Source organism: Amycolatopsis sp. EV170708-02-1, from assembly GCF_022479115.1.
Classification (GTDB): Bacteria; Actinomycetota; Actinomycetes; order Mycobacteriales; family Pseudonocardiaceae; genus Amycolatopsis.
In genome coordinates this window covers 5,276,549-5,293,236 of the sequence record NZ_CP092497.1, presented here as the reverse complement: position 1 = coordinate 5,293,236, position 16,688 = coordinate 5,276,549, and the positions used below count along the sequence as shown (strand labels likewise).

The window sequence follows — 16,688 nt, the reverse complement described above, 5'->3', positions numbered from 1 at the left end:
CGATGAGCACAGACACGTTCACCCGGGACTGGCAGGACTGGAAGACCCAGCGCGAGCGCGATCTCGCCGATCCGCTCGGCTGGCTCGCCCTGGTCTCGCTCGATTGGCTGGAGGACAAGCCTCGCGCGTACGAGGGGCTGCCCGGGTTGTGGTGGCAGGACGCCGACGCGGCGTACCTCGACCCGCAGGGCGCGGACCTCTCGCACGAGGGCGAGCGCGTCACCGGTGTCCGCCGTTTCGAGCTGGTCAACAGCGGCGCGACCACCCGGGTGGTCGCCGGTGACATCGAGATCGAGGTGGCGCGCCGTGGCGGGTACCTGATCCGCACGCACGACCCGAAGGCGCCGGTGCTCAACGCTTTCCGCGGTGTCCCGGCGTACGAGCCCGACGCGGCCTGGGTGTTGTCCGGCACCTTCGAGCCCTTCGACGAACCGCGGCCGACGACGGTCGGAGCGGTCGTCGAAGGGCTCAGCCATGTCTATGTCTCCCCGGGCATCGTGCGTTTCGAGCACGACGGCGCGGAGCACACGCTCACCGCGTTCAACGGCAAGAAGGACGGCCTGCTCATCCTGTTCACCGACGCCACGAGCGGTGTCACCACCTACGCGGCGAACCGGTCGCTCGCGGTACCCGCGCGACGAATCTCCCGTGCGCGTTCACCGATTTCGCCACTTGCCCGTTGCCGCCGGACGGCAACGATCTGCCGTTCGCGGTGGAAGCGGGGGAGAAGCTGCCTTACGAACGCTCACACTGAACCGTCGCGAGCGCCGTCATCGCCCCCTGTTCGCGCTGAGCCAGCTCGGACAGGAGGGCGGACGCGTCCATCAGGTGCCGGGGGTCACCGGTTTCCCCTGCCTGCGTGAACAAGCGCGCGACTTCGGTCCACAGTGGATTGATCTCGCGGTATTCCGCGTAGGCGGCACGGAGACCGGCGTCGTCGACGAGGGTCGCGCATTCTTCGAGGAAGTCGCGGTAGATCCGGCGGAAGAGAGCGCCGCCGGTGCCCGCCCGTTCCATCAGGATCGCGGCCTGCGGCAGGTCGCGGGCCGGTTCGTCGCTGCGGTCCAGCCATTTCCGCACCTGGACGGCGGCCTTGCCGATCCCGCGATACCCGAGGTTCGCGATGGGCGGGTTGAGGAAATCGGCCGCGTTGGCGCGCACCGCGGTTCGGATGGCGTCCGAAAGCGGCTTGGTGGGTGCATCCGCGGCGATGGTGAACGAACGGTTCTTCGCGGTCATCGGGCCTTTCTCCGCGCGGGCGCGTTCCAGGCTCTCCAAGGATGTCGATACCGAGCCACCCTGCTGTGCCGTGTCGACGACGAAGGCCCGCTCGTCGTCATAGCCGTACAAGGCGACGAAGTGCCCGCCGAAGTGGACTTTCGACGTGAAGTACTCCAGGTGGTACGAGTCGAGTTGCAGGCCGACCGGCACCCCGGCGTCGATCTCCTCGGCCACGTTCCGCCACGCCGTGCGCACCGACGCCGTTTCCTTGACCCGCAGGGCCAGCCCGAGACGGTCGGCCAGCTTCCGCGTGATCTCGGCCGGTTTGGCACGCCCGCCGAGGAAGGGGAACGGCAGGTTCTTCGCGTCCCAATAGACGAAGCCCAGACCTTCGCCCAATCCGAACAGCATCGGCTCGGAGAGCTCGATCCCGGCGTGCCGGAGGAGGACGTCGAGTGTGCTGGTCTCGCAGTGCTCTCCGCCCGCGGTCTTGATTCCGTCGAGGATCACGAGGCCACCGGCCAGGCGATCTCGGTGCGGTACGCCTCGGGAGCGACCGACGCCCCGGGCGCCACCAGATACAACTCCTCGGCGGGCCCCGCGAGGGCACGATCGCGCTCGGCGATCCAGCGGCCTAGTGATCGGTACGCGGTCTCGACGTCTTCGTAGCCTCCCTCGTGGATCGTCGCCACGAGCAGACCGCCGGGAAGCTCGGCGGCGCCGATGTCGCCGTCATCCCGCACCGGCCCGTCCACGGGTACGAACAGTTCGACCGTCAACTCGTCGGGATCGGCGGTGAGGTAACGGGTTCCGGGCGGCCCGGACGGCCTGATCCCCTGAGCGTCGAGTGCCGCGAACAGTCGAGCGTACGAGGGACCGATCAGCTCCGCCAGGCCGTTCAGCGGAGTCCGGATCGACAGGCGGGCGACGTGCTGCGGTGCGCGCACGCGTTCGTAGACGTGCAGCCACCGCGTCGGTTCGGCGAGTACGGAGTCGAGCTCGTCGCTGATCGCCGCGAGCTCCGCGGCCCGCGCCGCCACCCGGTCGTGATGCCGTTTGATCGCGGCCCGCACCTCGTGCTGGTCGCCCGCGTCGAGGATCTCGGCGATCTCCGCCAGCGGCACTTCCAGCTCCCGGAGCCGCCGGATCAATCCCGCGCGCGCGAACTGGCCGAGCGAATACCGGCGGTACCCGGTGCCGGGGTCGACGACGGCGGGCACCAGCAGCCCGATCCGGTCGTAGTTCCGCAGCGCGCGGACCGACAGCCTGGTGGCGTGCGCGAACACGCCGATCGGCATCAAGGTCGTCATGCGACCAGCCTGAACCCTCTCCCGGGGAGAGGGTCAAGCGGTACCTCACCCCAGTGACAGCCGATCGAGATCGGGGGCGGACGCGTGGTCGTTGCCCAGTGCGATGGTGTTCGCCCCCGCCTTCAGCTCGACCGGCAAGGACGTCGTGAGCTGGGTGTTGTTGCCGGCACCGTCGACCTTCACCTCGATCGGCGTGCCGCCGTTGACCGTGACGAAGTACGAGCGCGGCCCGTTGACGGTGAAGTCGATGTAGAGGGTGTAGCGCCTGGTCTCGGGCACGATGACGCCGTCGAAGCGCACGGACGAGCCCGGGTCGCCACCGATGTTGCGCACCTTCTGGCCACCCGAGCACACGCCGCAGTTCGTGACGCCCGCATCGCCGACGTCGTTCGCCGAATCTTCGGCCTCCCGCATGAAGAACCGGTCCGCCGGTCGTGGGCTCACCCGCACCGGTTTGCTCACCGTTTTCGCCCGCCCGAGCAGGTCGAACGACGCGGTGACCGGGATGTCGGCCGCGGTGACGCCTTCGGAGGAGACGAGCGTCCAGGACGCTTCGAGCTCGTCTCCGACGCGCATGGATTCCGCCGTGGCCGGAGCGCCCCTCAGCGTCCAGCCCGCCGGGACTGCCGGTGCCAGCGAGACCTTCCCGATCGCGTCATCGGCGTCGAGCCGTAGCCTCGCGGTCACCTGCAAGGACTGCTGTCCGGGCGAGAGCCATTGGATGCCCGAGGGTTCGACGGTCAGAGTCGTCTTCGGTGTGTAGGACGACGGTGGCAGGGGAGCGATCGCGATCCGGTCGAGGCCCGGCCCTGAGCGTGCGTCGCTGAACACCTTGACGGTGTTGGCGCCGGCGTTCAGCGCGACGGGGATCGCCGTCGACGCCACGACTCCCGGCGTTCCGGCGGCGATCGCGGTCTCGACGGGGGTGCCGCCGTTGACGCTCACCGCCACCGAGGTCGCGGGCCCGCCCGTGGTGTCGAGCTGAAGCCGGTGGCTTCCGGCTTCGGCGGCCATCACGTCCGGATAGGTGACCGAGTTGCGCGGGCCGCCGCCGAGGCCGGTGACCTGGAACGACCCGGAGCAGGACGGGCAGCGGCCCGGGTGTGCGCGTCCGTCGTGGTCGTTGCGGAAGGACTCGGCCTCCAGCGGAACCTGCGCGCCCGGTACCGAACTCGGGTAGCCGTACGCCACCTTGATCTCGTCGATGGCCAACTGCCGGTAGAACGGTTTCGCCTGCGGCCCCGACCAGGTGTTCAGCACCTCGAGTTTGATGAACCGGGTCTGCCGTTCGCCGAAGTCGACGAACTGCACCCCTCGGGCGCTCGGCATCGCCCCGGTGCGGATCGGCGCGCCCCAGTTCCGCCCGTCGTCACTGACGTACAGGCGATAATCCTTGATCCGGGAAGAGTCCTCCGGCCTGCCGAACGATTCGCGTGCGTGCGTCGGCGACATCTCGCGCTGATTCACCGCGAGATAGGTCGCGGCCCGCCGCCTGCCGAGATCCAAGGTGACCGACACCGGCTGCTTGCCGCCGGCGTCCCAGTAGTTCTCGAAGTTCCCGTCGACGAGGTTCGACGCGGGATGTCCGTCGCGTGAGGACGACGCGGTCGCCTTGATCGTGCGGGAGTCGTGGAAGTACCGCTGCCCGGCCGTCTCCACCTTGAACACCGTGTCGTAGGTGTCCCAGTCCTTGATGTCCACAATGGTCAGATGGCCGCCGGATTGACCGAACCGCAGCTGCTTCCCCGTGCGCACGTCGGACACCTTGGTCACCTTGTAGCCGTTGTCGCGCAAGCGGAGCAGGTCGGTGCGCGGCCGGGTGACGACGTGGAGGTATTGGGTTCCGGCGCCGGGCTCGACGGTGATCACGCCGTGCGCGCCGTCGTTCCAGAACCCGGGCTGCATCCCGCCGTACATGTAGCCGCCACCCTCCTTGCCTTGGAGGGAGGCCTTGATCGGCGGTACCCAGCTCGCCATGAAGTTGTTGTACGCCTCCTGCCGCGGCGGGAACTTCCCGTTCACCATCGGGGTTTCGGCCATCAGCGATTTCATCGACGAACCCGCGTTGGTGATGTAGCGCCCGGTGGACAGCCGGAAGTCGACGGCCTGATCGGTGCCGTCGTACCACCAGGCGCCGTTGGTCGGCAGTTTGTAGTCGGCTTCGGTGAGCCTCGGCATCGGGGTGAAGGCGGCCTGCGGATAGTCGTACGACGGGGTGATGCCCGTCTTCTGCTCGTTGCTGACCGTGTCCATGATCGGGGTGTCCTCGTTGTTGTTGCTCAGCAACCAGGACGGGCGCTTCTCGCGGATCTGTTCGTAGAGCTTGTTCTTTTCCCAGTACTCGTTGTCGTTGTCGATCCAGAACCCGGCGAGATCCGCGTAACGGTCCATGACCTCGTGGAAGAGGTCGTAGCTGTACTCGCCGAAGCCGGGACGGGTGGTCAGGTCGACCTGCTTGCCCTTGTAGGCGGAGTACGCGGCGGAATCCAGCGACTCGACGCCGGTTTCCTTGTGCCACTGGGGATCGTCGGTCATGTAGAGGATCGTCCGGACGCCCTTCGCGTTGCCAGCCTTGACGAGTTCGCCGAGGAGATCGCGACGTGTGGAGCAGCTGCCCGGGATCGCCGACGGCCAGGGCCGCGCGTAGCCCAGCCTGCTGTGGAAGGTCGCCAGCACGATGTAGGAAGCGCCGAGTTTGCGGGCTTCGTCCACCCAGTAGTCCGCGCTCCAGCCGCCGTCGGTGACGGCGCGTTCCCAGGTGGCACAGTCGGTCTGGCGTGGCGCGGTGAACATGCCCCAGTGGAGGAAGAGTCCCGCGGTGGCCTCGCGCAGCCACTTCTGGCGGGGATGGTGCACTTCCGCGCTCGCCGCGGTCGTGGTGAGCAGGCTCGCCAGCAGGGCGAGAACAACGGTGAGCCAGGCGGTGCGATGCGCTCGAACTCTCATGACCATCCGCTCTCATCCCAGGCATGTTTACCGAGAGATCCGATGATTGCGGCAGAAAACTGGATGGTCAAGCCCCGATGAGCGGGACATGAATGAAGTCATCCGAGGTATTTCGTGAACAAGGTCCTCTCGTCTGCAGTACGAGAGGACCTTGCCGGGGCTCAGATGTTGAAGCCCGGATGGGTCGCGAAGGCGTTGTCGATCACGAGGTTCCCGCGCTGGCGGGCCCGTTCACGCAACGCCGACGTCGTGCGGGCGCCCTGGGCGTAGAACCACCACAGGTAGAGCGCGCCGTACATCCAGGCGCCCTCGTAGCCCCAGGTGGAGTCGGCGCCGCTCTTGCCGGCGCCGAACACCGAACCCGCCGGGAAGTTCGCGTTGTGCGGCTTCCCGCCCTGATGGCGTGATTCGTGGATCAGTGTCTCGGCGCGGCCGGGAACGTCCTTGGAGTACCAGAAACCCAGGTACAACTCGATCCGGTCGTCGACGAACGCACCTTTGAACGACCGCGCGATGGCACTGCCGTCGCCGCAAAGCGAGCGGAGGTCGTCGCAGTTGTCGCGGACGTAGCGGCGCGCCCAGTTCAGCATCGCCCCGGAATAGGCGTCGTTCTGGTAGTCCTGAGCCGAGTAGGTCAGGAGGTAGCACGCGTTGAACGTCCGGGCCAGCGGCTTGTCGGTGTTGCACGCGTCTTCCCAGCCGAAGCCGTCGTCCCAGTAGTCCTTGTTGCCCGCGAAACCGTAGGTGTTCCAGAAATAGTCGATGTAGGTCTGATTGCAGATCGAGGCACCGTAGAAATTGTCCCCGGTCACGTTCTTGTCCGGCACGGTGTAACTGCAAGTGGCCATCGGAGATCACCTGTCTGTAGTAAGGAATTCGTTCTGGTTCAGGAGCGCGGAGGCTCGGGCGGTGGCACGTCGTCGGTCCGCGAGTCCTTCACGTACCGGCCGCCGACGGCCTGCGGGACACCGCGGACGTCGACCCGCCGGATGTTCAGCAGCCGCTCGTCCTCGGTACCGCTGAGCTCCTCGCGCACCCGGGCGGTGAGCTCGGTGTCCCCGGTCTCGGCGATGGCCTGGACCGCCGCGCGCCGCACCGTGAACACCTCGTGCCGGACCTGCCGCAGCAGCAGCTCCTTCGCCGCGCTGTCCCCGGCGGATGCCAAGCGCGCCAACGCTTCCACGGCGGTGGTGCGGATGATCACCTCTTCGCCGACGGTGCTGATCCCGTGTGCGGGATCGTCGGAACGCTCCGGCGGGATCGGCCGGCGCAGCACGTTTTCGAGCGCCGGGACGGCGGCGGCGTGCCGCAGGTCGGTGAGCAGCTGGACCAGGCCCCAGCGTTCGAGGTACTGCTCCTCGGACAGTGCCTCGTACTGCGCGCCGAGCGCCGGGACGACGTCGTCCGCGCGCTCGCGAAGCCGGTCGAGGCTTCGCTGGTAATTGCGCTCGGCGTCCTCGCCGGAAGCGGCCATGGTTTCGGCGGCCTGGGTGACCAGTTCGCCGATTTCGCTGTTCGAGAAGCTTCCCAGGCCCGAACTGCCAGGGCCCGCTTCGAGGTTGTCGCCACCCGGGCCCAAGGACGGGGTGTCGGGATTGCGTGGGGTCGGCATGAGGTTCTCCTTCGCAGCGGCGGTGATGCTGACGGAAGGAAGGAACGCGATCCCCGGCGGCAGATACCTGATTTTCCGAAAATTCGCCTTTTGGGGCAGATCGGGATTTTCACCGCAGGAATCCGAAAAGGATTTTGCTCACCAAGAATGCGGCGGCAGGCGAAAAGACTTCACGGATTCCCGCTCGTGGTCAATGGCGGACGTCGATGACGACCCGGTTCGGAGAGGTCAGCGTGAACACGGTGACCGCTGTCCTCGACCGGACGCCGAGACCGATGGACAACGTGCCTTCGTAGTCGCCGGTGACCGCGACCGCCATGACGTTGCGCAGATTCCTGGTCCGGAACTTCTGCGGACCGGGATAGGTGGGATTCCCGGCGTCGTCGTGCGCGGCGGCCGGGGTCGCGGTGACGGCGATGAAGAATTCCCCGGTCAGCCAGACGATTTCGCCCGAGCCGTCGGCGATCAGCTCGTCGACGAGGTCGTACCGGACGGCGGGTGCCGGGCCGGCGGTCAGGTCGAGCACGACCCGGTCGAACCCGGTGTTCTGGCCGGTGCGGATCCCCGTCATCGTGGGGATCGCCGGTGCCGCGACGGAAGCGGGCGCGGCCGCGGCGATGGCGCCGGTCAGCATGATGGAGGTGGCGGCGAGCGCTCCGAGCGCGCGCCGGAGGGTGACGGCCATGGCGATGACCTCCTGCCGGAGAGTTGGTTCCGGAAAGACGCCCGGATCGCCGAGGCGGTTGGTGTTCTTCGCCTTATCGTTACTGATCGCCGTATAGTCGTCGAGCGATCTCGAAGTCGGCGGGGAAATGGTTTTTCACTCGCTCCGCGAGCGACCGCAGGTAACGGAGATCGCTTTTCGCGGATGCGATGAGATGCGTGAATCTCCGGTCAGCCTGCCGATAGCCGTCGTCCTGGGAACCGAAGACGCACTGCACGTCGGTGGTGTCGCCGCCCCAGCACAGCGCGCCGAGAAGGTACTGCTCGACAACGAGGTTGTAGTCCTCGAGCGGCGCGAGCCGTTGCCAGGCCGTCCGATTCTCGGCCGACTCCACCATGCGGACGGCGAGCTCGGCGTAGCGGCGGAGAAGAGGAACCGCCGTGCCGCCGACGATTCCGGTGCACAACGCGGCTTCCCCGGTGTAGCCGCGGAATTCCTCCGGCAGGAAGCCGCCGGTGCTCCGGATCGCCGCGGCGACGGCCGAGGGCCGGTAGTAGCCGGCATCGGAAACCGGTGCGTGCTCGGGATTCTGCGCGACGATCTCCCCGTCCAGCCCAGCCGCCGGGAAGCCCGGCCAGAGGAACACGTCGTTGTCGATGTGCAGGAACGGTTCGCGCTGCTCCCGGTACGCGTGCAGCTTCCCGAGCGCCCACCAAGACGGATCCTGTCCGTCGAGCCCGTTCAGTGACAGGGAAATATCGTCGAAGGGCAGCCGGAGCCGGGTGACGAGCAGTTCATGCCCCCAGTCGTCGGTGACCAGCGCCGTCGTGGGGAAGAGCTGGGACGCGAGGCGGAACGACAGGATCCAGGACAGCGCGTGGAAGAAATCGCTGGGCCAGTGTCTCCCGTGCCGCCGCCGGTACGGAGTGCTCCAGAACGACCAGACCGCCCGGCGGATCGGGCGCGCGGCCCGGTCACCCGGACGGACCACGCGGACAGGCGGGGGAGCCCAGCCAGGCTCGGCGACCTCGCCGTATCCGCCGTTCCGGGAAATCCCGGGCGCGAGCAGGTGGCCGCCGATGGCGACCGCTGTGCCGGGGTCGTATCCGTAGTACGGCATCGCGAAGTGGTTCGGGTCGGGGTGGTCGAACGTTACGCTCATTTGTGGTGTACTAGTACACCTTGGGACGGGCGGGAGGGTTTCTTGTCGTCGACAGTGACTGCGCAACCTGTGTTCCTGGAACGCCTGATGGTGGACGTGGAAATACGGCGCGGAAGGGCCTATCGGCGCCTGGCGGTGCGAACCGTCGTCGCCTGTGAGAACGGTGTCGACGGTTACGTGACCGGCGATCCGGGGTCGGTTCCCGTCAAAGCGATCTTCGGTTGCCGCGTGGAGACTTCGCCGGCTGCCGTGGACCTGCGCTTCCCCAGACCACTGCGCAAAGGAGAACGGCACGAGTTCGTTTCCCTCGTATGCCACGGCGATCTCGACGAGGAGACACGGTGGATCAACGTCGATGTCGACCATCAAGGGATCGCGCCGGGTGTCGTCGACGACGAGGGCAAGGTGACCGGAGGGCTGAACGTCAGCATCACGTTCGACGACCGCGTCCCCGAGGCCTGCTGGTGGTACGCCGAACAGTCCGAGTGTGAGCGCATGGTCCGGCCACCGGCCGGCGACGGCCGTCTGCTCGAGATCCGGCGAGGCGTCGTCGAGCACACGTTTCGTGGGCCGTGCCGCCCACGGGAGCAGTACGGCATCGCCTTCTGCTGATGGGGAGTGAACATGGCCAGTGACGTGGGCTTGGAGTCGCTGCTCGGCTACGCGCGAGAGGACCGGGTCGGACTCTCGGTCGTGCTCGCCGTGGCAGGAGCGAAGGTGGGCGAAGACGCGGCCTTCACGGAGAAGATCGCGGCGCTGCTCTCAGTGGTCGGCGCCTTGATCGACCGCGGCGCGGTCCCCGGCGATCTGGTGGGCAAGGATCGCGACTTCGTGGCGTGGCCGGGGTCGAAGGACGACGTTCTCTCGCGGTTGGCCTGTGAGGTCAAGGCGCTGGGGGAGGAGGCGGCGACGGGGGAGCTTTGCTGGATCCACGCTCCTGCTCCCGAAGCGTGCTTTTGACGTCGAGTCAGAGGTCGGCGGCGGATCTCCGTGCCACATGTTCGATGTGGTGAGAGGTGGCCATGGCGACCCAGCGAGAGACGGAACCGGTGGATCTGCCGCCGGTGCGCCGGCATCGCGTCAGTTCATCGTCTCCCCATGAGTAGCCCGGTCCGGCGAAGTCGGCCCTTTCGACCAGCTCCTCGACCAGGTCCGTGAATCGCTCGGCGGGATCGTCGCCGTCTTCGACTTTGCGACGCAGCAATACGGTCTTTCCCGGCACGGTGTAGCAGAGGTAGGGATTAGGGGTTCTCGGTTGGCCGTCGGACCTCGGTGGCCTCGGATGCGTCACGCCATAGTCGCCGTAGTTGACCTCGTTCGTGCGGGCGTGGCGTACTTCGTTCCAGAGGGTGACTTCCGGGCGATCGCGTTCGGTCGTCACGTAGGTGGTTCGCTTGGCTGGGATGGACCCGGCAAGAAGGGTGGTCTTGGCAGGGCCGAGCAGGTCTGACAACGCCGAGGCGGTTTCGGCCGCCGCGGCGGCATGGCCTGGACGGACGGATTCGACGAAGCCGGCGTCGAGGATCATATGGACGCGCCCCTGTCGCGTACCTGTGGACCTCATGATCGAGTCGATCCGCCCGAGGAGTTCGCGTAGCGGTCCGCCAGGTTGGGGGAGCCGGATGGCGACGTCGCGATCCTGATGTTCGAGCAGAAGACGCACTCTGCGTAACTCGTTCTCAGTGGCATCGAGCGTGACGACGGGAACCAGATAGGGGCTGTCAGGAGCGAAAAGTCCGTATTCAGCCTGTGCTGCCACTTCAATGGCATGGTCGAGGAACTCGAACACTCCTCCTGGCTGCTGTACGAGCGGACTGTTGGCTGTCAGCCAAGTGGTGTCGAGCCACAAAGTGCGGCCTTGGTGCGCGGCCTGAGCGGCGGCTCGGACGAGCGCGGGGAGGATCCTGCCAGTCGGTGTCACGGAGTCGAGTAACTCGACCATTACACGGGCCGATGCGCCGTGAGATCGCAGACTGGCCAGGGCGGTCAACTCTCCGAGCTTGGCTTTGACCGCGACGAGCGGGCGAACGGGGTTCATCCGCCTCCTCCCCGTGGACGGCGACATAGTCGAACTTTTCCAGTATCGAGCAACGCCGTGTTCGGAGCCGTCCTCCGAGCAGGTGGCGCGGGATGCGCTCTGTGAGTGATCGCGTTCGTAACGTGAAGTAGTTCAGGGTATGTAGCTTGGTGAGCTACACATGGCTACACTGGTCTCGTGAAGGTGATCACTCAGCGAGAGTTCCGGAACAATTCCGCCGCTGTGATGGATGCCGTGGAGGCGGGCGAGACCTACCACGTCACGCGGAACGGTGTCGAGGTAGCTGAGCTACGACCAATATCGCGCAGGCGTCGCCTCAGTGCGGAGGAGTTGGTCCAGCGTCACCGTGGGTTGCCCAGGGTCGAGGCGGCTCAGCTGCGACGGGAAGCCGATGAGTTCTTCGGCACCGAGGACCGAGTGGACCATGACGACGCCTGGGGGCGGTCTCGTGACTGATCGGCCTGAGGCAGGCGTGCTCGACACCTGTACCTACATCGACCTCGGCCTGCTCGATCCCGCGTCGCTTCCCAAGCTCCCGGAACTCACCGCAGTCACCATGGCTGAGCTGCATCAGGGAGTCGCGATGGCGAAGGACGCCGCTGTCCGAGCGGCACGTACCGAAATGCTCGGCGCCGCCATTGTCGATTTCACCCCGTTGCCGTTCGACGGTGACGCGGCTGCCCGCTATGGAACGCTGGTCGCGCTGGTTCTCGTGGCGAACCGTGATCCGAAGCCGCGGCGGATGGACCTGATGATCGCCGCCATCGCGTCTTCGCGTGGACTGCCGCTCTACACCCGCAACGCGGACGACTTCAAAGGTCTGGGCGGTATGGTCGAGGTCGTCGCGGTCTGAACGGCTTCGAGCCCGAATCGCTGACCTATCGGAGACTCAGCGAGAAGATGGATCCGTCGGTCGTGGCCGAGTACAACTCGTTGTCGCCAGCCAAGCTGGTTGCCTCGTCATCCCGTGACAGTCGGTTGGCGAACGCTGCCTGAGCTTCGATGATGCGGTCAGTTGTGCCCTGGCCGAGTTCCTGGTCGACGGCTTCGCTGATCGCATACCTGGCGGTGATTTGTCCCTCTGCGAAATCGAACGTGACACTGGTACCGCGTGCACCGCCGAACGGCGTATCGAAGTGCACGCGATCTCGCGGGCGACGCCTGAGCCGGGCGCGCATGATCTCGGGTGTCCAGCGTTCGCGCGCGAGGAAGTTGCCGCCGAAGTCGGCGAGCATCGCCCACGATGCGCTCACCGCCGCGTTTGTGAGCGCGAGTGATGGCTGATCCCTGATGTCATCCCGCAAGCGAAATCGGCGAGTCTCGTCGATCAGGCGCGAATTGAATTCGTACGCCGGCTCTTCCTCATCGCCGGGATCGATCGCGAGATATGAAAGTGCACCGTCGGAGGCGACTACGGAAGTGGCAAGGCCGACGGGGGTTCTTCCGTCGACGGTGATGCCGTCGAGTTGCCGGACCGCTTTTCCGAGCTGCTGTATCGCGGTGCGGCGGTTCTTGGTTCCCTTGCATTCGAGCGTGCGGATCCGGTAACGACGGCTGGCTTGAGGGTCAGCGGCGACCAGGAGATAGTCGGGGCGATGTTTCCCGATTTTTCGCACCGCTTGCCGGGCCCCGCCGGCGAAGACATAGCGATCGTCCAATGCCGCATCCAGGTCGATGATGCTGACGGGGGCCATTCCCGCTCCGGTCCGAGCGAACCATTGGCGAGCGAGGAGGACGCCGAATCCGATCCCTATCTCCTCGGAGGCTACGCGGCGCTGGTTGCCTACGATGCGGCTGCCCGCGTCGCTCACCTTGAGCCGTGGTGGTCCAGTTCTGGTGAGGTCTTCGACGTCGACAAGATCGAAGAACGCCAAATAACGCAAGAGTCCCCATTGTGCGTAAATGTCGAGCAGATCGTCTTGGTAGCGGGACGCTGTCGCGTAAGCGAGTTGGTGTAGTGCTTCGATCGGTCGAAGCACCACACCATTTTCCAGGCCGCTGGCCGGTGACAGTGTCTTGCCGGGGTTGACGAAACCCGGCGCGTTCATGACACGGTGGATGAGTCCGTCACTGCTTTCTCCGTGCAGGTAGGCGTGCGAGCCGACGACCTTCCGCGCCTGATCAAGATCCACACCGCAGTGTCTCAGGTGGCGACGATCCCAGCCAGTTCATCAAACCCCTATCCTGTAACCGCGCCCAACCAGTCGCGGACCAACTCGCCGGCCGGCGTGCGCCACTATCCAGGGGGATCCATTGCCGAAGGTGCCTGAGGCTCGCAGACCCAGTCGCGCGGCGGTCAACGCGCTGCGGGCGCTTCTGGAGCGACACAATCACATCGTTCAGGAGGTGGACGGCCAGAACGACTTCGGCGAGGACCAACACGTCACATTCACCGAGGACGGTGAGGTCACTGGCGACCTGGTCAAGGTCCAGGTCAAGGGTGGTCGTTCGTGGCGCAGGGCTGACAGCTACGCCGTCCCGGTCGGCGGCCACGGTGGCACCTGGGCCGATGGCAACATCCCTGTGCTCTGCGTGGTGCACGACCCGGACACCGATGGTCTCTACTGGGCCAATGCCACCAAGCAATTGCTGTCGGCGCGGCGCGAAGGGAAGGTGCTGACGACGATCAACATCAGCCCGAAACAGAAGTTGGACGACGTGTCCGTTGTGGCATTCGTCGCCGAGGTCAGACGCTACCTGAGTCGCTATCGAGGCAACCGGATCATCCAGGCCCAGCTGGGTGAAATGGCCGGCGTCGAGTTCGGTCCGTCGGACATCGTGCAGCACCACGTGAACGTGTTCGGCGAGGATCTGATCTTCTGGCAGCGTCGGGGTGAAGGATTCGCGACCCTGCTCCACAGCGATCTCGACTGGCATCCGGAGCACGTGGGTCCTGAGCATTTCCATCCCAACGGTCGACCAGGGCTGTTTCCCGGTATGGCCGTATTGGTGGACAAGATACTGAGCACTGCTGAAGCACAGTGGCTGGCGGCCTGTTTCGACGCGGCTCAGTGGGCTCGCGAACCGGCCGACGATGATCCGCCGCTTCATACCAACATCGACGCACGTGACAACTACGTGTCCAGACGAGTTGAACACCATCTTTGGGTGGACCCCGACGCGTTGACCCGGTCGATCCGGCAACTTCACTCCGAAGCAGCGACCGACCACGGTCTGGCCACCATCGCCACGGAGTTGGAGTCGGATGCCGAGGCGTCTGCCGAAGCGGTCTCGAAACCGTGGCACAAGATGTCGGCCAAGGCGCGTCGGCTCGTCACGTTCTACCTGGTCAAAGAGGTACTGATAGGTTCACCTGCACAGCCGATCGACGAGCAATTCCGGATCGTCTGGCGGTGCCCTCGGCCAGCCCCGGAATTCGGTTTCAACGCGCGAGTCGGACGACCGAGTACTCACAAGTCGCCGCGCCGGGAGCTCGTATCGGCTTTCGAGCTCAGGCCGGGCGACAGGATCTACTGGCTGAGCCGGCATGGGAACGAACGCGGCCGAAACGTGTCGGACGTCTGGGATTCCGAGGACACACCCGGAGCCGTCTGTGTGCTTTTCGACCAATTGATGCTGGGAGACACCTTCTGGCCGGAGGAGAGGTTTGTTCGGAAGGTACCCTTCCCAACGCGCTCCGGCGCATTCCCGGCTTAGCTTCCCTGCAGCGAAACGGGGTTGCCAACCAGTTAGGCGACCCCGTTCAGAAACGTCGTCAGGTCACCAGCCGCGTTCGCGCCACTCCGCGAGCTTCGGACGCTCCGCGCCAAGAGTCGAGTCGTCCCCATGTCCCGGGTAGAACCAAGTCTCGTCCGGCAGCTCGCCGAAGATCCGCGTCTCGACGTCGTCCAGCAGCGACTTGAAGTCCTCCGGCGAGCCGGTCTTCCCGACGCCGCCGGGGAACAGCGAGTCCCCGGTGAACAGGTGCGGGTGTCCGTTCGGGTCCCGGTACAGCAGCGCGATGGAGCCGGGGGTGTGGCCGCGCAGGTGGATCACTTCGAGGGTGATCTGCCCGACCTTGACGGTGTCGCCGTGTTCGACGAGGAAGTCCGGCGGGATCGGCAGCGGCTCGGCGTCCAGCGGGTGGGCGGCGGTGTTCGAGCCGTTCGCTCCGGCGACGGCGCCGAGGGCCTGCCAGTGGTCCTGGTGCTGATGGGTGGTCACGACGGTCCTCAGCGCGGGCCTGTCGGGGCCGTGGCCGATGAGGTCGGAGATCCGTTCCGGGTCGTTCGCGGCGTCGATCAGCAGCGCCTCGTTCTCCGCGCGGCAGACGAGCAGATACGCGTTGTTGTCCATCGGGCCGACCGACAGCTTCGTGATGGTGAGCGCGTCCAGGGTGCGACGGGTGGCGTCGCCGCCTGGGTCGACATGCCCGGTGTAGGTCTCGACGATGTTCACACCGCACACGGTAGTCGTTCGCCTGCAATCGGTTCCACCCGCACAGGCGGCGCACAGGTGCACGACGTAGGCTCGCGTCGCCCCGCAAGCCGAACCACAGGACGCTCGTGCCCGACGCCTCGCCGCGCACCCCGCGCAAGATCAGCTGGGACGTCCTTCGCGTTGTCGCCGTCTTCGCGGTCATGCTCGGGCATGTCACCCATCAGGGGGCGCTTCTGCATCCGGAACTGGTGGGGTACCCCTTTCGGGTAACGGCTCAGTTCGGTGCGGCCATCCTTTTGGTGATCTCCGCCTTCTTCGTCTGCGCGAGCCTGAGGAAGGGGCGGCCCGGGCGGTGGCTGTGGAGCCGCGCCGCGCGGCTGGTGCCCGCGTACCTGGTGGCGGTGATCGTCACCTACGTCGTCGCCCGGTACGCGACGATCCGGTTCAGCGGCCTGTCGTTCCCGCCCGGTCTGTCCGGGTTCCTGTTCGGAATCCCCCAGGGCCCGCCGACCGATCCGTCGCCCTGGTACATCCCCACCGGCGCCGATCTGCTCGGCAACCTGGGCATGGTCCAGGAATGGGGCTGGCGGTACGAACTCTTCTACTACCTCGACGGCGCCTACTGGACGCTGCCTGTCCAGCTCATCGCCTTCACCGCCGCGGCCCTGCTGTGGCCGCGGCGGTGGCGTACCCACCGGCTCACGGTCGCGCTGCTCTGGGCGCTGATCCTGGTCCCGTTGTTCCTCCGGTTCGTCGTGTTCGACCCGGTTTCCACGCCGAAGCTCGTGGAGACCTTCTATTACGGCCTGGGCCTGCACCGCGTGCACGTCTTCGCGATCGGCATCGCGATCTGGCTGTGGTCGAAACGACGGCTGGCGCACTGGCATCTCGCGCTGTTCGTGTTCGCCGCCTGCGCCGCGCAGGACCTGCAGGTCTTCCCATTCCACCAAGCCCTGCCGAACGATCCGGAGCGCTGGCCGTCGGCCATCGGGTTCGCGATCATGCTGCTGCTGGTGTGCCTGGCCGCGCGCGGGCCGGACTGGCGGTTCCCCTGGCTCGCCAGGATCGCCCCGGCTGTCACCTGGCTCGCGGGCATCTCGTATGGTCTTTATCTGGTGCACCAGGAACTCGGTTACATCCTGGCCCGTGCCCTGCTGAACGTCGGCGTCCCCGGCTGGCTGCGGCTCCCCATCGTGCTGGCCGCCGCCGTCCTCGGGGGCTGGGCGATCACCGCTGGCGTGGAACGGCCGGTCCACCGGTGGCTCACCGCTCGCCGGGATCGACGCGATAAGCCTGGAAAACCGCAGGTCAAGGACTCGGAACCAGTTTCTGTCGGTGGTGCCTCGTAGCATGGA

At 66.3% G+C, this 16,688-nt stretch carries 16 protein-coding genes and 1 pseudogene; 7 read left to right on the top strand and 10 right to left on the bottom strand.

Going from position 1 to position 16,688, the window contains the following annotated elements; translation table 11 throughout:
- Nucleotides 1-2: 2 nt before the first annotated feature.
- Nucleotides 3-754 (top strand): annotated as a pseudogene (locus MJQ72_RS24030) (DUF1684 domain-containing protein).
- Here the strand turns inward: MJQ72_RS24030 and MJQ72_RS24025 are convergent.
- From MJQ72_RS24025 to MJQ72_RS23995, 7 genes are all read right to left on the bottom strand, one after another.
- Nucleotides 736-1,731 carry a BtrH N-terminal domain-containing protein gene (locus MJQ72_RS24025; protein WP_240593192.1) on the bottom strand — a complete coding sequence of 332 codons (996 nt, stop codon included), beginning with the start codon at nt 1,729-1,731 and terminating at the stop codon, nt 736-738. The pseudogene MJQ72_RS24030 and the gene MJQ72_RS24025 sit on opposite strands and share 19 nt — an antisense overlap.
- Nucleotides 1,728-2,531, bottom strand: a complete 804-nt coding sequence (locus MJQ72_RS24020; protein WP_240593191.1) for a MerR family transcriptional regulator — start codon at nt 2,529-2,531, stop codon at nt 1,728-1,730. The genes MJQ72_RS24025 and MJQ72_RS24020 overlap by 4 nt, the downstream gene beginning before the upstream one ends.
- 45 nt (nt 2,532-2,576) lie before the next feature.
- Entirely contained in the window at nt 2,577-5,483 is a 2,907-nt protein-coding gene (locus tag MJQ72_RS24015; protein ID WP_315860742.1) for an alpha-L-fucosidase, read from the bottom strand.
- A 155-nt stretch (nt 5,484-5,638) separates the two neighbouring features.
- Nucleotides 5,639-6,325, bottom strand: coding sequence for a hypothetical protein (locus tag MJQ72_RS24010; protein ID WP_007028085.1), 687 nt, complete (start codon nt 6,323-6,325; stop codon nt 5,639-5,641).
- A gap of 38 nt (nt 6,326-6,363) precedes the next feature.
- The gene (locus tag MJQ72_RS24005) at nt 6,364-7,089 is read right to left on the bottom strand and encodes a HEAT repeat domain-containing protein (RefSeq protein WP_240593189.1); all 726 of its coding nucleotides are present in this window, start codon (nt 7,087-7,089) and stop codon (nt 6,364-6,366) included.
- 190 nt (nt 7,090-7,279) lie between these two features.
- Nucleotides 7,280-7,774 (bottom strand): hypothetical protein, encoded by a 495-nt coding sequence (locus tag MJQ72_RS24000; protein ID WP_240593188.1) that lies wholly within the window; start codon nt 7,772-7,774, stop codon nt 7,280-7,282.
- A gap of 79 nt (nt 7,775-7,853) precedes the next feature.
- Complete coding sequence (locus tag MJQ72_RS23995; protein ID WP_240593187.1) at nt 7,854-8,915, bottom strand: DUF6734 family protein; 1,062 nt, start codon at nt 8,913-8,915, stop codon at nt 7,854-7,856.
- 228 nt (nt 8,916-9,143) lie between these two features.
- On the opposite strand from MJQ72_RS23995, the gene MJQ72_RS23990 reads away from it, so the two are divergent.
- Both MJQ72_RS23990 and MJQ72_RS23985 read left to right on the top strand, forming a co-directional pair.
- Entirely contained in the window at nt 9,144-9,527 is a 384-nt protein-coding gene (locus MJQ72_RS23990) for a hypothetical protein (protein ID WP_240593186.1), read from the top strand.
- A gap of 12 nt (nt 9,528-9,539) precedes the next feature.
- The gene (locus MJQ72_RS23985) at nt 9,540-9,875 is read left to right on the top strand and encodes a hypothetical protein (protein ID WP_240593185.1); all 336 of its coding nucleotides are present in this window, start codon (nt 9,540-9,542) and stop codon (nt 9,873-9,875) included.
- A 7-nt stretch (nt 9,876-9,882) separates the two neighbouring features.
- Here the strand turns inward: MJQ72_RS23985 and MJQ72_RS23980 are convergent, their stop codons facing one another.
- Nucleotides 9,883-10,953, bottom strand: coding sequence for a beta family protein (locus MJQ72_RS23980; RefSeq protein ID WP_240593184.1), 1,071 nt, complete (start codon nt 10,951-10,953; stop codon nt 9,883-9,885).
- Between the two features lie 177 nt (nt 10,954-11,130).
- Between MJQ72_RS23980 and MJQ72_RS23975 the strand changes: the two genes are divergently transcribed.
- Nucleotides 11,131-11,409 (top strand): type II toxin-antitoxin system Phd/YefM family antitoxin, encoded by a 279-nt coding sequence (locus MJQ72_RS23975; protein ID WP_396426869.1) that lies wholly within the window; start codon nt 11,131-11,133, stop codon nt 11,407-11,409.
- A gap of 16 nt (nt 11,410-11,425) precedes the next feature.
- A complete protein-coding gene (locus tag MJQ72_RS23970) occupies nt 11,426-11,806 on the top strand; it encodes a type II toxin-antitoxin system VapC family toxin (protein ID WP_396427002.1) in 381 nt (126 codons plus the stop codon).
- A gap of 25 nt (nt 11,807-11,831) precedes the next feature.
- On the opposite strand, the gene MJQ72_RS23965 is transcribed toward MJQ72_RS23970, so the two are convergent.
- Nucleotides 11,832-13,085, bottom strand: a complete 1,254-nt coding sequence (locus MJQ72_RS23965; RefSeq protein WP_240593182.1) for a hypothetical protein — start codon at nt 13,083-13,085, stop codon at nt 11,832-11,834.
- 130 nt (nt 13,086-13,215) lie between these two features.
- Between MJQ72_RS23965 and MJQ72_RS23960 the strand changes: the two genes are divergently transcribed.
- Nucleotides 13,216-14,610: a DUF4365 domain-containing protein gene (locus tag MJQ72_RS23960; RefSeq protein ID WP_396426868.1), complete on the top strand. Its 1,395-nt coding sequence runs from the start codon at nt 13,216-13,218 to the stop codon at nt 14,608-14,610.
- A 63-nt stretch (nt 14,611-14,673) separates the two neighbouring features.
- Here MJQ72_RS23960 and MJQ72_RS23955 read toward each other — a convergent pair whose 3' ends face one another.
- On the bottom strand, nt 14,674-15,351 hold the full coding sequence (locus MJQ72_RS23955; protein WP_240593180.1) for an MBL fold metallo-hydrolase: 678 nt from the start codon (nt 15,349-15,351) through the stop codon (nt 14,674-14,676).
- A gap of 107 nt (nt 15,352-15,458) precedes the next feature.
- Here MJQ72_RS23955 and MJQ72_RS23950 point away from each other — a divergent pair, with 107 nt between their 5' ends.
- Nucleotides 15,459-16,682 carry an acyltransferase gene (locus MJQ72_RS23950; protein ID WP_240593179.1) on the top strand — a complete coding sequence of 408 codons (1,224 nt, stop codon included), beginning with the start codon at nt 15,459-15,461 and terminating at the stop codon, nt 16,680-16,682.
- Nucleotides 16,683-16,688: the final 6 nt, after the last annotated feature.

Excerpts from the sequence above, each read along its gene's own strand:
- MJQ72_RS24015 (WP_315860742.1), bottom strand. The coding sequence starts at position 5,483 with ATGGTCATGAGAGTTCGAGCGCATCGCACCGCCTGGCTCACCGTTGTT.
- MJQ72_RS24020 (WP_240593191.1), bottom strand. The coding sequence starts at position 2,531 with ATGACGACCTTGATGCCGATCGGCGTGTTCGCGCACGCCACCAGGCTG.
- MJQ72_RS24005 (WP_240593189.1), bottom strand. The coding sequence starts at position 7,089 with ATGCCGACCCCACGCAATCCCGACACCCCGTCCTTGGGCCCGGGTGGC.
- MJQ72_RS24010 (WP_007028085.1), bottom strand. The coding sequence starts at position 6,325 with ATGGCCACTTGCAGTTACACCGTGCCGGACAAGAACGTGACCGGGGAC.
- MJQ72_RS24000 (WP_240593188.1), bottom strand. The coding sequence starts at position 7,774 with ATGGCCGTCACCCTCCGGCGCGCGCTCGGAGCGCTCGCCGCCACCTCC.
- MJQ72_RS23985 (WP_240593185.1), top strand. The coding sequence starts at position 9,540 with ATGGCCAGTGACGTGGGCTTGGAGTCGCTGCTCGGCTACGCGCGAGAG.
- MJQ72_RS23980 (WP_240593184.1), bottom strand. The coding sequence starts at position 10,953 with ATGAACCCCGTTCGCCCGCTCGTCGCGGTCAAAGCCAAGCTCGGAGAG.
- MJQ72_RS23995 (WP_240593187.1), bottom strand. The coding sequence starts at position 8,915 with ATGAGCGTAACGTTCGACCACCCCGACCCGAACCACTTCGCGATGCCG.